The sequence below is a fragment of the Crossiella sp. CA198 genome (assembly GCF_052078295.1).
Taxonomy (GTDB): domain Bacteria; phylum Actinomycetota; class Actinomycetes; order Mycobacteriales; family Pseudonocardiaceae; genus Crossiella.
In genome coordinates this window covers 206,811-220,375 of the sequence record NZ_JBQJIM010000013.1, presented here as the reverse complement: position 1 = coordinate 220,375, position 13,565 = coordinate 206,811, and the positions used below count along the sequence as shown (strand labels likewise).

14 protein-coding genes and 1 riboswitch are annotated in these 13,565 nt (G+C 70.6%); of the genes, 12 read left to right on the top strand and 2 right to left on the bottom strand.

The window, feature by feature from the left end; genetic code table 11:
- Positions 1-71 precede the first annotated feature (71 nt).
- The gene (locus tag ACTOWY_RS22895; protein WP_441311704.1) at positions 72-596 is read left to right on the top strand and encodes a DinB family protein; all 525 of its coding nucleotides are present in this window, start codon (positions 72-74) and stop codon (positions 594-596) included.
- Between the two features lie 11 nt (positions 597-607).
- Here ACTOWY_RS22895 and ACTOWY_RS22890 read toward each other — a convergent pair whose 3' ends face one another.
- Complete coding sequence (locus ACTOWY_RS22890) at positions 608-886, bottom strand: Lrp/AsnC family transcriptional regulator (protein WP_185002464.1); 279 nt, start codon at positions 884-886, stop codon at positions 608-610.
- 212 nt (positions 887-1,098) lie between these two features.
- Between ACTOWY_RS22890 and ACTOWY_RS22885 the strand changes: the two genes are divergently transcribed.
- Both ACTOWY_RS22885 and ACTOWY_RS22880 read left to right on the top strand, forming a co-directional pair.
- Positions 1,099-1,410 carry a DUF6247 family protein gene (locus ACTOWY_RS22885; RefSeq protein WP_441311703.1) on the top strand — a complete coding sequence of 104 codons (312 nt, stop codon included), beginning with the start codon at positions 1,099-1,101 and terminating at the stop codon, positions 1,408-1,410.
- Entirely contained in the window at positions 1,407-1,649 is a 243-nt protein-coding gene (locus ACTOWY_RS22880) for a hypothetical protein (protein WP_441311702.1), read from the top strand. The genes ACTOWY_RS22885 and ACTOWY_RS22880 overlap by 4 nt, the downstream gene beginning before the upstream one ends.
- On the opposite strand, the gene ACTOWY_RS22875 is transcribed toward ACTOWY_RS22880, so the two are convergent.
- The gene (locus tag ACTOWY_RS22875; protein ID WP_441311701.1) at positions 1,646-3,379 is read right to left on the bottom strand and encodes a DEDD exonuclease domain-containing protein; all 1,734 of its coding nucleotides are present in this window, start codon (positions 3,377-3,379) and stop codon (positions 1,646-1,648) included. The genes ACTOWY_RS22880 and ACTOWY_RS22875 overlap by 4 nt on opposite strands.
- Before the next feature lie 731 nt (positions 3,380-4,110).
- On the opposite strand from ACTOWY_RS22875, the gene ACTOWY_RS22870 reads away from it, so the two are divergent.
- From ACTOWY_RS22870 to ACTOWY_RS22830, 9 genes are all read left to right on the top strand, one after another.
- Positions 4,111-4,461, top strand: a complete 351-nt coding sequence (locus ACTOWY_RS22870; protein WP_441311700.1) for a hypothetical protein — start codon at positions 4,111-4,113, stop codon at positions 4,459-4,461.
- The gene (locus ACTOWY_RS22865) at positions 4,445-5,371 is read left to right on the top strand and encodes a hypothetical protein (RefSeq protein WP_441311699.1); all 927 of its coding nucleotides are present in this window, start codon (positions 4,445-4,447) and stop codon (positions 5,369-5,371) included. Before ACTOWY_RS22870 ends, ACTOWY_RS22865 begins: the two co-directional genes overlap by 17 nt.
- A 51-nt stretch (positions 5,372-5,422) precedes the next feature.
- On the top strand, positions 5,423-6,280 hold the full coding sequence (locus ACTOWY_RS22860; RefSeq protein ID WP_441311698.1) for a hypothetical protein: 858 nt from the start codon (positions 5,423-5,425) through the stop codon (positions 6,278-6,280).
- Positions 6,281-6,456: 176 nt separating this feature from the next.
- Positions 6,457-7,206: a hypothetical protein gene (locus ACTOWY_RS22855; protein WP_441311697.1), complete on the top strand. Its 750-nt coding sequence runs from the start codon at positions 6,457-6,459 to the stop codon at positions 7,204-7,206.
- 62 nt (positions 7,207-7,268) lie between these two features.
- Positions 7,269-8,156 (top strand): hypothetical protein, encoded by an 888-nt coding sequence (locus ACTOWY_RS22850; protein ID WP_441311696.1) that lies wholly within the window; start codon positions 7,269-7,271, stop codon positions 8,154-8,156.
- A 133-nt stretch (positions 8,157-8,289) separates the two neighbouring features.
- Positions 8,290-9,150 (top strand): hypothetical protein, encoded by an 861-nt coding sequence (locus ACTOWY_RS22845; RefSeq protein WP_441311695.1) that lies wholly within the window; start codon positions 8,290-8,292, stop codon positions 9,148-9,150.
- Between the two features lie 78 nt (positions 9,151-9,228).
- The gene (locus tag ACTOWY_RS22840) at positions 9,229-10,602 is read left to right on the top strand and encodes an NYN domain-containing protein (protein WP_441311694.1); all 1,374 of its coding nucleotides are present in this window, start codon (positions 9,229-9,231) and stop codon (positions 10,600-10,602) included.
- 302 nt (positions 10,603-10,904) lie between these two features.
- A riboswitch (cyclic di-AMP (ydaO/yuaA leader) is annotated at positions 10,905-11,056 on the top strand.
- A 14-nt stretch (positions 11,057-11,070) separates the two neighbouring features.
- Positions 11,071-12,111: an NlpC/P60 family protein gene (locus ACTOWY_RS22835; RefSeq protein WP_441311693.1), complete on the top strand. Its 1,041-nt coding sequence runs from the start codon at positions 11,071-11,073 to the stop codon at positions 12,109-12,111.
- An 88-nt stretch (positions 12,112-12,199) separates the two neighbouring features.
- A complete protein-coding gene (locus ACTOWY_RS22830) occupies positions 12,200-13,558 on the top strand; it encodes a basic secretory protein-like protein (protein WP_441311692.1) in 1,359 nt (452 codons plus the stop codon).
- Positions 13,559-13,565: the final 7 nt, after the last annotated feature.

Sequence of the window (13,565 nt, the reverse complement as noted above, 5' to 3'; positions counted from 1 at the left end):
TGTCCTAATTCTTGTCCACCCGCGGCGAACTAGGACACGAGCTGTCCGCTTGGCCCAATACCGTCTTGTTCATGACGAACGAGCGCACCCAGACCCTGGCCATGCTGGCCGAAGCCCGCGAAACCCTGCTGATCACCCTGCGCGACCTGACCGACGAACAGGCGGGCACCCGCACCACGGTGAGCGAGTTGACCCTCGGCGGCCTGCTCCGCCACCTGAGCATGGGCGAACGCGTGCTGACCCGGATCCTCATGACCGCGGACGGCTCACTGCCCGAGGGCATGTTCGACATGGAGCAGTACCAGATGCCCACCGACCGCACCCTGGATGAACTGCGCGCGGAGTACCTGGCCGCCGCCAAGATCACCGACACGGCCTTCGCCACCGTCGACCTGGACACCATGGTCCTGCTGCCGCAGACCCCGTACTCCCCGCCGGAACCCCAGTACTGGTCGGCCCGCCAGATCCTGCTGCACCTGTTCCGGGAGACCGCGCAGCACGCCGGTCACGCCGACATCATCCGCGAGTCCCTGGACGGGGCAAACACGACCGAGCAGCTGGGCGCGGCGAAGACGGACCAGCCGAGCGGGGCCTAGTCAGGCGGGGCCTAGTCGACGCCGATGTTGAACGCGGCCTCGGTGTCGGCCTTGGAGTAGGAGCGGAACGCGATGTGCGTGTCCGTGTTGAGCACCCCGGCCACCTTGCCGATCCGCCCGGGCACCAGCTCCGCCAGATCCTCGTGCCGGGACACCTGGACCACCGCGATCAGGTCCACGTCACCGGCACAGGAGTAGACCTCCAGCACACCCTCGAAGTCGGCGATGGTCTGCGCGGCCTCCGGGATGCTCGCGGCGTCGGACTGGATCAGCACGATGGCCTTGATCACGGTGTGCTCCTTGGGCGCTGAGGTGGTGGACCGATCGTAGCCAGCGGGTTTTGCACCGCGCGGGGTGGCCGGACCCGATCGGGTGGCGGGGGCTGGGTTGACCCGTTGGCAAGGGGGAGACTGGGGGAGGACGGGCAGGGCGGGGACAGGGACAGCGGGTGGGGACAGTGGGCTACAGGGTGGAGACACTGGGACAGGCAGGGGAGCGGGCGATGGAGCAGGGAGCCGGGGACCCGGACTGGGTGCACGTGGCCAAGACCGGACCGGCGGTGTGGGCGGCGCTGGACGGGGAGACCCGGGCGATGTTCGAGACGGAGTTCCGCGCGGCCCTGGCCGGGGCGGCGGAGGACTTCGACCTGGCCCCGGCGGAGGCGGTGGTGCATCGCTGGTGGCCGGTCGCGGCGGTGACGGCCAATCCCGATCCGCGGGTGGACGAGGAGTTCCGGCGGTTCCAGGAGAGCGGGGAGGATTTCTCCACCCTGCGCGCCGCGCCGGTGCTCGACGAGGACGAGGCGCGGCGATGAGGTACGAGGTCCTGCTCGCCGATCTGGCCGAGCGGACTTACACCGGGTTGCCGCCCGCGGGTAAAGCCGCGTTCGAGGCGAAACGGCGCCGGCTCGCGGTGAGCCCGGAGGCTGAGGGCTCCTACTTCCCGAAGCTCGACCGGTGGATCGGCGACCTGGGGCCGCACGGGGTGATCGAGTACACCGTGCACGGCTCGGTGGTGCGCGTGGTGGTCTGGCGGGTCCAGTACGTGGGCTAATCCGCCCCCGCGTACCCCTGCCGCCCCGCCTCCGCCCGCTCCAGCCACGCCCGCCACCGGGCCGCCCCCCTGGCCGGTGAGCGCCACGGCTCCGCCGCCCGCACCAGCCGCGTCCCCGGCTGCTCCACCCAGCGCAGGATCACCCGGACCTCCTCCGCAGGCGCCCCGAACAGCGGGCCCGCTCCCGGCAGCACCGTCTCCGCGCCCAGTACCAGGGCCTCCACCACCGGCATCGGCGCCACTCCGCGGCGGGCGCCGCCCGCGGAGGCCAGCCGGCCGTGCCGGACGATCGCGAACAGCCAGCCGCCTGCGCCGTCCGGGCGGGCCGCGATGAACTCCGGGATCGCCGCCAGTGCGGTCAGCCGCTGGCCCCGGTCCAGGCCCTTGAGCAGGCCGGCGATCCGGTCGCGGTGCAGGCCGGCCTGCTCGAAGCGTTCGGTGGTGGCGAAGGCGCCCAGCTGGTCCAGGAGCAGGCGGACGGGGTCGTCGTCGTGGCCGGCGACCAGGGCGTGCATGGCGTGTACGGCGGGGGCGTAGTCCTCGGGGGACTGGTGGCCCGCGCAGGGGGCGGCGCAGCGGTCGAGTTCGGCCAGGATGCAGGGGCGGCCCTGGGGGTTGCGGGCGGGGATGCGCTGGTTGCACTGGCGGAGCGGGATGGCCTCGTGGATGGCTTCCACGGCCAGGGTGGCGGTGCCGCGGCTGGTGAAGGGGCCCAGGGCGCCCTCGCGGGGGGTGGTGACCACGGACAGGCGCGGGAAGGGCTCGTCGGTGAGGGTGATCCACCAGGCCCGGTGCGGCTGGGTGGAGCGGCGGTTGTACCGGGGGCGGTGCGCGGCGAGCAGGCGGAGTTCGCGGACCGCGGCCTCCAGCGGGTGGGCGCATTCGACGTGGTCGACGCGGACGGCGAAGGCGACCATGTCCCGGACCCTGGCCCTGGTCTCGCCCGCGGTGAAGTACTGGCCGACGCGGCGGCGCAGGTTGGTGGCGGTGCCGACGTAGAGCACCTCCTCGCTGGGGCCACGGAACAGGTACACGCCGGGCCGCTCGGGCAGGCCGCTGGCCAGGCCGCGTTTGCCGCGCTGGGCCGCGGTCACCTCGGGCAGGTAGCCGAGCAGTTCCTCCAGCGAGTGCACGCCCAGCGGACCGACCCGCTCCAGCAGCGCGTGCAGCACGTCCACGGTGGCCTTGGCATCGTCCAGGGCCCGGTGGTTGGGGGTGACCGCGGCGCCGAAGAGCGCGGCCAGCGCGGAGAGCCGGCAGCTGGGGGCCTCCTCGCGGGAGAGCACCCGGCGGGCCAGCCGGACCGTGCACAGCACCTGTAATTTCGGCCATTCGTAGCCGAGCTGGGCGCTGGCCGCTTTGAGGAACCCGATGTCGAAGGGCGCGTTGTGCGCCACCAGCACCGTGTTGGCGTCTCCGGTGGCGAACTCCAGGAACGCGGGCAGCACCTCGGCCAGTTTCGGCGCGTCCCGCACCATGACCTCGGTGATGCCGGTCAGCGCGACCACCTCCGGCGGGATGCCGCGCTCCGGGTCGACCAGGGTGCCGAACTCGCCGAGCAGCTCACCGCCGCGGACCTTCACCGCGCCGAACTCGGTGATCATGTCCGTGCCCGGTCGCCCGCCGGTGGTCTCCAGGTCCAGGACGACGAAGGTCACCTCGTGCAGTGGGGTGCCCAACTGCTCGAGGCTGAGCTGCACTGGGATGGCCCTCGGGCGGTCCTGATTCATCGTCTTGAAGGTAGGTCAGGGCACCGACAGTTCCGGCGGCAGAACCAGTGCCCGGGTCAACTTCTCTTCCTGGTGTCCGTTCAAGATCCATTGTTATGTTCCGGCACGTTGGCCGTGGTGGGATGATCCGGAGGTCTGGGTAGTGGGCACGCGCGACAAGCAGGCACTGGCGCGGATAAGCCGCACCCTGGCCGCGGGCGAACGGCCCGAGAGCTGGCAGGACAACCGCATCTCCTACGCGGAGAACCTGCGCGCCGAGATGGAGATCCTGGACAAGACCGCTGGCGCCTACTGGCACACCATCGGCTGCACCCCGGCCGAGGCCAGGCTGGTCGAACCACTGGTGCTGCACTTCCACTCCCTGGTCTTCCAGGGCGAGCGCGGCTACGCGGCGGCCAGGGCCGAGGGGGCCAGCCGGATCACCGACCACAGCTGGAAGATCCGCCTGCAGGACCTGCTCAAGAACCACAACGTCTACGACAGCCGCATCCAGGCCACGCTGGACGACCTTGAGCGCTACCACGTGCTGGAAGGCCAGGTCCTGCTCGGCGAGCTGCCGCTGACCGAGGCCGTCCTGGAGGAGATCGCGTTCCTGCGCTCCTCGGACCTGCACGTGATGGTCCGGGTGATCGACCGGCTCAAGGGCCGCACCCCGGATGAGGAGTTCTACCAGCTGGTCAAGACCTCCACGGCGCTGTTCGACCTCGACCAGGACCTCGGCTCCCACCAGCGTGGCGGCGCCGGGGACAGCCACAAGACCCTGCGCCTCTACCTCCCGGCTGCACGGCGCCGACCAGGCGGGCAGGCGGCTCCTGGAGCTGCGGAACCGGATCGCCGCCAAGGGCCTGGCGCAGTTCGGCAAGGCGGGCAAGCCCGCGCTGGTGCGCTACCTGACCAGCACCCCGCTGGTGAACCTGAACCTGCCGGAGCTGCTCGGCCTGCTGCCACGCCCGGTGCTGGCCAGGGCGGCCACCTCGGTCTTCAAGTTCGAGGGATTCGGCGCGCAGGAGAACTCGAAGCCGATCGCACAGCCGATCGCCGAACTGGACCAGCGGAAGGAAGACCGTGCCCTCTCGTCGTGAGCGGCAGTCCCTGGAGCGCATCCGGGCGACGATCTACAACCAGCCCAAGCACGCCACCTGGCGCCAGTCCGGCGTGCCGTACGCGGCCACCCTCAAGGGCACCTCGGTGCTGAAGTTCAAGGGCGGGGACATCTACCGCCGCCTGCTGGGGTGCAGCCGGGCCGAGTACGACCTGCTGCAGCCGCTGGTCGTGCAGTGGCTCGCGCTGGTCTACCAGGGTGATGAGATCTACGAGGACGCCCAGGCCAGTGGCCGGTCCAGCGCCGAAGGCGGCTGGAAGCAGCGGATGCGCGACCTCGCCGAGGGCCACGGCCTCTACCAGCCCTCGATCGGCAAGGAGATCGACGAGCTGGAGCGCTACTACATCCTGGAAGGGCAGATCCTGCTCGGCGAGGTCGAGCTGACCGACGAGGTGCTCCAGGACGTCCTGCGGATCCGCTCCAGCGACTTCTTCAGCCTGCTGGGCGTGGTGTTCCGGGCTCGTGGCGAGCGCTGCGCGCCGGACTACGAGGCTCTGTTGCGTTCGCTGTGGCTGCTCGGTGAGATCGACGACGACCTCAAGTCCTACGCCGAGGACGTGGCGGCCAACAGCTTCAACACCCTGCGCCTGATGGTGTGGCGGCACGGGGCAGGCGGCGCGGTCGCCGGGCTGCGCGCGTTGCAGGACAAGGCGATCGCCGACCTGCTCGGCGGCATCCGCACCGCGAGCCGGGACACCCTGGTGCGGATGGCCAGCGGCAGCGAGGTGCTGCCGCTGGAGAACCTCGCCGGGTTGCTGCGCCTGCTGCCCACCGGGGTGCTGCGCGCGCTGACCGGGACGCTGCTGCGGATCGAGATGGACATGATCCGCAAGATTCCGGTGCCCGCGCCGATCGCGGAGTCCGGGCCGCTGGTCGCCGCCACCTCCTGACCCGGCGGCGCCGAGGGCACCAGCACACACTTGAGGACGGGGAGAACGATCGTGACCGAGGCGGCGGTGCAGCGGCTCAAGGCGCGGATGGTTCCGGCGGAGCCGCCTGCGGCCTGGCAGGGACTGGACATCAGCTACCGGGACAGCATGCGGGCCAACCGCGCGCTGCGGTGGGACAACTGGGGCGCGCGGTACGCGCTCGGCTTCACCAGGCCCGAGTTCGAGGTGATCCGCCCGTTCGTCCGGCACTACATCGCGCTGGCCTACCAGGCCGAGGCCGACCCGTCGCTGGCAGGCGAGCTGTCCACGCTGGCCGACAGCTACGGCCTGCTCGATGAGCAGGTCAGGGCCGGGCTGGCCGATCTCGGTCAGGCCCTGCGCACCAGGGACCGGATCCGGCGCGGCGAGCTGGCGGTGGACGAGCAGGTCGTCACCGAGCTGACCAGGGACCGGATCGCCGACATCCGGGTGCTCAACCGGCTGCTCTACCTGCTGCGGGACCAGCCGGTCGACGAGGAGCACCTGGCCCTGCTGGACCCGTGGCTGCGGCTGCAGGACCTGCGCGCCGACCTCGCGAACTACGCGGAGGACATCGCCTGGGACCGGTTCAACCTGCTCCGGCTCTTCGTCCAGGGCCACGGCCACAGCCAGGCCACGCACCGGCTGCGCGCCTACCGGTCCGCGCTGCTGCGCCAGGCGCTGGGCAGGCTGCCGGGCGCGAGCACCCCGGCGTTGCGCAAGCTGCTCCTGGCCGGCCTGCCCGACCTGGGCCTGGAGCTGACCGCGGCGGTGGTGGCGAGGCTGCCCAGGGCGGTGCTGCTGCCGCTGCTGACCTCGCTCGGCCGCACCGGGGAGCTGGCCACCGCGCCGTTGCCCGCGCCGTTGCCCGAAGGTGCCAATCTTCGATAGAAATAGCCGAAGACCCCGGCAGTTCTGCGGTTACCGTGGTGACAACAGTTTCCTCCTGTTCCGCTGACTGCCTCAACAGCGGCGGCCCACGCTGCTAGCTTCTCCCCCAGTCCGTGGCGAGGAGGAGCCAGTTGTCCAGGTGGGGAAACAAGTCGTTAACGAATGTCCGGGATAATGTGTACGGGCGGTCGGCGCCGGAGTTCTGGGAACAGAGCAGTGTCAGCTACCGGGACAAGGTGACCTCGACCGCCCGGCTCTTCTCCTGCGGCGGGCTGCGGTACTGGGAACTGCTGGGGGCCTCCCGGGGGGAGATCCGGCTCATCCAGCCGCTGGCCTATCACTATCTCGCGCTGTGCGCCCAGGCCCGCCGCCTGGAGACCGCGGACGGCTCCTGGAAGAAGGAGATCGAGACCTTCTTCAAGAGCTACGGGGTCTATGACACCGATGTGCAGAAGGGCCTCTACGACCTGGAGCACGCCCACACGCTGACCGCCTCGCTGCGGGCGGGCCTGGTCGAGCCGACCGAGTCCCTGCTGACCGAGCTGGCCCGGCTGCGCGCCGACGAGCTGCTCGCCCTGGTCAAGGTCATCAGCACCCTGTGCGGCAGGCCGCTGTCCACCTTCGCCGTTGGCGCCTACGAGGCCGCGGTGCGGCTGGCCCAGCTCGACGGCGACCTCGCCGACTACGCCCAGGACGTGCGGGCGGGCCGGTACAACCACTACCACGCGCTGCTGGCCATCGCGGGCGCCCAGCAGGCCGGGGCCAGGGTGCGCGAGCAGCGCCAGGATCTGCTCACCGAGGCGGAGAACCGGTTGCGCGGCGGGCGATTCGGCCTGCGCGGGCACCGCGAGCTGCGCACCTGGCTGGCCCGGCGGCAGGAGCTGCCCACGCTGCCGCAGCCGATCAGCGCGGTCGTCCCCGCCTGACGTCGTTGTCAGGGCAAGCGTTTACCTACCTACCGATCCACGACTGACCTGGGGTATTCGTCATGGTGCAAGCAACAGCCACCGCTGAGGAGTTACGCGAGCGCATCCTCGGCCTCGACGGTCCCGGGACGTGGACCTCCAGCCGGGTCTCCTACCTGGAATCGCTCAAGGCCAGCCGGGTGATGTTCCTTGAGGGCTACGACTCGATGCTGAGCATGCTCGGCGTCACCGAGGACACCGCCAAGGTGTTCGAGCCACTGGTGATCCACTTCCTGGCCCTGGTCTACCAGGCCGATCTCGCCTACGAGGAGGCTCAGCTCAACGGCGCCTTCGAGGTCGACCTGAGCTGGCGGCGGGACATGGAGGAGCTGCTGGAGAGCTACGGCCTGCTCGACCAGCGGGGCCGGGAACGCCTTGATGACCTGCAGCGCTACTTCGAGCTGGAAGGGCAGCTGCTGCTGGGCAAGGTCGAGGTCACCGAGGAGTCGGTCTACGAGGTGCTCTCCATCCGCTCCTCCGACATCGCGCTGGTCACCCCGCTGATGCTCAACCTGCTCGGCACCGACCCTCGGGTGGTGGAGGAGATGGTCCAGGTCAGCAAGCCGCTGTACATGCTGTGGGAGATCGCCGACGACGTGCCCTCCTACGCCAAGGACATCGCCGCGGGCAGCTACAGCACGATCCGGATGTACGCGCGCATCTTCGGCGCCGAGCGGGGCCGGGTGAAGCTGGAGGAGTTCCGCTCCCGGCTGGTCGAGCGGGCCTGTGCGGAGATCGACCGGGTCAGTGTGCCCACGATGCTGCTGGTGCTCGCCTCGGCGGTCCCGGACTGGCTGCTGCCGGTGCTGCGCAAACTGCCGCGCCCGGTGCTGGCGCGGATCCTCAAGACCATCGCGCGCCAGGACAAGCTGGGCAGGCCGGAACTGCCTGTGCTGATTGACGAGAAATGACATTTCTCTGCATTTCGATGTTTCCGCAAGCATTTCTTCCAGTGTTTATGTGAATTCGCCGACGTGGCCGAGGTGAGATTTTCGAATTCTATCCTGGATTCGCAGGTCGGGGCGAAAACGGGAGGAATCGGACATGTCGGATTGCTGGCAGGAACACTACATCAGCTACCAGATGAACGCGCGGGCGCACAGGTTCCTGGACTATCTCAACGGTTACAACCTCAAGTTCGGCCACTACACCGCCGCCGAGGCGGCCAAGGTGCGGCCGTTGATGGTCCAGTACTACGGCCTGATGTACAAGGGTGACTTCTTATACGAACAAGCCCAGCGGATGGGCAGCTCGACCATCACCGACCACTCGTGGAAGCACGAGATGATCGAGCTGATCAAGGGCTATGCCGCCTGGGACGACGGGGTGGCGCACCTGGTGGACGAGCTGGAGCGGTACTACGTCCTGGAAGGCCGGATCATGCTCGGCGAACTCGAGCTGACCCAGGAGGTCTTCGCCGAGGTCTGCGATATCCGCTCGCTGGTGGTCAACGGGCTGACCAGGGTGCTCAACAACATCAAGGGCGTGCCCACCGACGACGAGCTGTTCCACGTGCTGCGGCCGCTGGCCGGCTTCCTGGACATGATCGACGACTTCGAGTCCTACGCCGAGGACGTGGCGCAGGACTGCTTCAATTCGCTGCGGCTGCTGGTCCGGATGCACGGGGTGGACCAGGCCCGGGTCACGGCGCGGGAGTTCCTGTCAGGGCGGTTGGCCGAGGCCGTGGCGCGGATCCGCCGGGCGCCCCGGCACACCGTGCTCGGCGTCTACCAGGTGCTGCTGCTGGGCAAGGAGAACGTGGCGCCGGTGCGCGCGGTGCTGCGGGTGCTGCCCACCAGGGTGCTGGCCGCGCTGGCGGAGAAGCTGGTGCGGCTGTACTTCGCCATCCCCGCGGAGATCCCGGCTCCGCTGCCCGAGCGGACCCCGGCCCCGGCCCTGGCGTGATCAGCTTGCAACGCAAGCGTCGCCGAGCGTGACGGTGGCTGCGCGCCAGCGGCGCTGACGACGGCTAACCTTATCCGGGTGTTCCCGTTGCCCGCGCAGACCAGCCACGACCGGCCGGAACCCGATCCGGGTCCGTCCGCTGTGGACGGTGCGCCGCCGCCGGAGCCCGAGCTGGAGTTCGACTCCCTGCCCGAGGCCGTCCGCGCGCGACTCGCCGAGCTGTCCGCCGAGGCGCTGGGCACCATGCCCCAGCTCGACATCCCGCAGCCGCTGCGGCCGGTGGCCCGCTTCGCCCCCGCCAAACGGGCGAAGCTGGGCACCGGTCCGCTGCTGGCCGCGCTGCGGGATTCGGCGGTCTTCCGCAACGCGGTGGTGCAGTGGTGCCGGGAACACCGGCCCAGCACCCTGGAACTGGCCCCCGGCGATCCGGTGGCCACCGCGGCCGCGGCCGTGCTGCTGGCCGATCCGGCCGCGCCGCTGCACGTGGAGCTGGTCGCCCGGCGTTCGGTGGACGCCCAGCTGCGCTCCGAACGCGACGCGGGCGTGTCCCGGATCGAGCGCCTGGAGGCCGAACTGGCCAGGATGCGCGCCGAACTCGACGAAGCCAGGGGCGCGGCCGAGCGGGTCCGGCAGGAGGGCGAGGCCGAGCTGGACCGGCTGCGCAAACGCCTCCGCGAGCAGGGCGTGAAGCTGCGCCAGGCCAAGGACGAGGCCGAGGCGGCCAGGACCGCGCTGACCAAGGGCCACGGCGAGACCGAGGCGGTGGTCGCCGCGATCACCGCCGAACGGGACAAGGAACGCGAACGCGCCGAGGCCGAGCGGCTCAAGGCGGGCCGGGCGCTGGCCGAGGCCGAGGTGGCCCGGCAGTCCGCCAGGGAGGCCCGCCAGGCCGACGAGGTCCGGCTCGGGCTGCTGGTGGACACCCTGGCCGGCGCGGTCACCGGCCTGCGCAGGGAACTCGCCCTCGGCGGCAGCGGTCCCCGGCCAGCCGACACCGTGCGCGGGGCCACCCCGGCCACCGGCGCGCCCGGCCGGGTGGAGGACCCGGCCGCGCTGGACCGGCTGCTCGCGCTGCCCACCGTGCACCTGGTGGTGGACGGCTACAACGTGACCAAGACCGGCTATCCCGAGCTGACCCTCTCCGAGCAGCGGGACCGGCTGGTGCACCAGCTCGCGGTGCTGGCCGCGCGCACCGGGGCCGAGGTCACCCTGGTCTTCGACGGCGCGGGCGTGGTCGCGGTGCCCGCCTCGGCGCCGCGCGGGGTGCGGGTGCTCTTCAGCGACCCTGGCGTGCTCGCCGACGACGTGATCCGGGCCCTGGTCACCGCCGAGCCGGAGGGCCGTCCGGTGGTCGTGGTGACCTCCGATCGCGCGGTGGCCGATTCGATCCGCCGCCGGGGCGCGCACCCGGTGCCCTCGGCGGTGTTGCTGGCCAGGCTGGGCCGGGTGTGAGCCCGCGCATACGCGGTTGGCGTGTGGCGCTCGTCACTTTTCTGGGGTGAACCAGGTTGCAACCAGGGACGGACCGTGTCGGTGGGTATTGACAGTTGATCTCTAGGGAAGGCCAACACCGCAGGTCGCGCCGAATATGGTGAGCGATTACACAGCGCTGTTGTGTCGCTGGGTAACTAGTCCGATCGGGCGGCCGGGTCGCGGCCAAACATCGGCCGGCCCTGGGCGGTGGACTGGGGGCCTCACTACTCGTAACCTGTCCGAGATCTCGCGGCGGACCGTCGTCCAACCGAGGGCGACAACGCGAGACACCGCCGAATCGGCTTGTCGGGGGCCGAACCGGGGACCCAGGCAGTTGGGGTGAATCGGGCGGGCCTGAACCTGGGCACCGCGCGTAGGGCGACTTCGGGCCCGAACCCGTCAGCTAACCCGGTAAGCGGTAGCGAGCACGAAGGAGTAGTACGCCACGTGGCGTCGCATCGACTGAAGCGCACAATGCGCGGGGCCCTCGCGGCCTCAGCGGTTGTGGTAGCCGTCGGCCTCGCGCCGACGACCCCCGCGCTGGCCGACCCGGAACTGCCCGCCAACGCCTCCGAGGCGATGAAGCAGCTCCAGGAAATGTCCAAGGAAACCGAGAAGGTCGCGGAATCCCTGCACGAGGCCAAGGACGACCTCAACAAGAAGAACGCCGACCTGGAGAAGGCCAACAGGGAGGCCGAGGAAGCCAGCAAGCTCGGCGCCCTGGCCCGTGAGCAGGAACGGCAGCTCCGCGGGGACGTCGACAAGATGGCCTCCGCCGACTTCGAGGGCGCGCGGCTGAACCAGCTCAGCGCGCTGCTGATGTCGCGTTCGCCGAATGAGTTCCTGGACAAGATGGCGTTGCTCGACATGCTCGCGGGCGACAACAAGGACGCCATCGACAAGCTGCACGCCACCATCAAGCAGGCCGAGGACGCAGGCAAGCGTGCGGTGGAGGCCAAGGACCGCGCGCAGAAGGCCACTGACGAGGCCAAGCGGATCACCACCGAGCTGGACAAGCGCCGGGCCGAGCTGGAGACCCGCCGGTCCAAGGTGAAGGCGCAGTACGACAAGCTCACCCAGGATGAGCGGAACAAGCTCAAGGGGCCCGAGGACAACTCGGTCATCAACATCCCCGGCAACAGCGGGATCGCGGGCGCGGCGCTGGAGAAGGCGCTGAGCAAGCGTGGCTCGCGGTATGTCTACGGCGACGAGGGTCCCAACACCTTCGACTGCTCCGGCCTGATCTACTGGGCCTACCGGCAGGTCGGCATGGAGCTGCCGCGATCCAGTTCGCAGCAGGCCCGGATCGGCACCGCGGTGCCGATCAGCGCCATCCAGCCGGGCGACCTGGTGGCCTACAAGGGCCACATCGGCATCTCGGTCGGCAACGGCAAGATGGTGCACGCGCCCACCACCGGCGACGTGGTCAAGATCGCCCCGCTGCAGAGCGGCATCGTCGCGGTCCGCCGGGTCGGGGTCGGCTCCTGAGCCACTCGTCCAGGTAAGTCCGTTTTTCCGCGGGGCCGTCACCGATCGGGTGTCGGCCCCGCGGCCTGTCCGGCCCTAGGATGCAGCTGTGTCCGGGGTTGGCCGGTACAGGAGCTGGCTGGTCGCCGCGGTGGCCGCCGTGCTGCTTGCTGGGCTGGCCGTGGTCGCCACCCCGCAGGCCCGCGAGGCGGTCGACCCGCAGCCCCAGGTCACCACGCTGGACGCGGCGGGCCGCCCGGTCCCGCCGGAGGCCCCGGCCACCACCGCGGAGGCCCCGCGTGCCGCGGCCGTGGCCGAGCTGATGCGCCGCCGGGCCGAGGCGATCCTGCGCCGGGACGAGGCCACCTTCCTGGCCACCCTGGACCCCAACGCCGATTCGGCCTTCGCCACCGCCCAGCGCAACCTGTTCGTCAACCTGGCGGGCGTGCCGCTGAGCAGCTGGCGCTACCACCTCGAACCCGCCGAGGCCCTGGGCACCTCCGGCCTCACCTCCTACGCCCCCGACGCCGAGGAGCTGTTCGCGCCGAGGGTGGAGCTGAGCTACGCCCTGGGCGGCGGCGACGCGGTGGCCACCACCCGGCCGATGGGCTACCTGTTCGCCCGCTACGGCGAGGGCTGGTACCTGAGTTCCGACTCCGCGCTGGAGGCCCAGGGCAGGCGCACCTGGCGTGGCCCGTGGGACTTCGGCCCCTGCCTGGTGCTGACCACCAACTCCGGCATCGTGCTGGGCCACCGGGCCAACCAGGCACTGGCCCAGCGGGTGGCCAAGGAGCTGGACGCGGCGGTGCGCGCGGTCAGCGAGGTGTGGGGCCGGGAGTGGTCGCAGCGGGTGGTCGTGGTGCTGCCGGAGACCACCAGGGAACTGCAGGCCATGGTCGGCTCGGAGTTCGCGGTGGACTCCATCGCCGCGGTCGCCCTCGCCGACCGGGTGGACCACGAGCAGCAACTGGTCGAGGGCGCCCGGATCGTGTTCAACCCCAAGACCGCCACCCGCCTCTCGGCCAGCGCGCTGCGGGTGGTGCTGCGGCACGAGATCACCCACGTGGCCGCCAGGGGCGCCACCGTGGACGGCGCGCCGATGTGGCTGCTGGAGGGCTTCGCCGACTACGTGGGCTACCGCGGTTCGGGCATCGCCCCCACCGAGGCCGCCCCCGACCTGACCCGCCGGGTCCGCACCGAGGGCGGTCAGCTGGACCTGCCAGCCGACGCCGACTTCCGCTCCGGCGGCCAGAAACTGGACGTGGCCTACCAGTCGTCCTGGTCGCTGAGCACGCACATCGCCGAACGCTTCGGCGAGGCCACCCTGGTGGAGCTGTACCGGCGGCTGGCCAGGGCCGGACAGACCGACATCGCGGGACAGGACCGGATGCTGCGCGAGGTGCTGGGCGTGGACCGGGTCAAACTTGTCGCGGGCTGGCGGGATTTCCTGCGCAAGACATACGGCTAGGGTTCCG

Excerpts from the sequence above, each read along its gene's own strand:
- ACTOWY_RS22895 (WP_441311704.1), top strand. The coding sequence starts at position 72 with ATGACGAACGAGCGCACCCAGACCCTGGCCATGCTGGCCGAAGCCCGC.
- ACTOWY_RS22885 (WP_441311703.1), top strand. The coding sequence starts at position 1,099 with ATGGAGCAGGGAGCCGGGGACCCGGACTGGGTGCACGTGGCCAAGACC.
- ACTOWY_RS22880 (WP_441311702.1), top strand. The coding sequence starts at position 1,407 with ATGAGGTACGAGGTCCTGCTCGCCGATCTGGCCGAGCGGACTTACACC.
- ACTOWY_RS22875 (WP_441311701.1), bottom strand. The coding sequence starts at position 3,379 with ATGAATCAGGACCGCCCGAGGGCCATCCCAGTGCAGCTCAGCCTCGAG.
- ACTOWY_RS22850 (WP_441311696.1), top strand. The coding sequence starts at position 7,269 with ATGGTGCAAGCAACAGCCACCGCTGAGGAGTTACGCGAGCGCATCCTC.
- ACTOWY_RS22845 (WP_441311695.1), top strand. The coding sequence starts at position 8,290 with ATGTCGGATTGCTGGCAGGAACACTACATCAGCTACCAGATGAACGCG.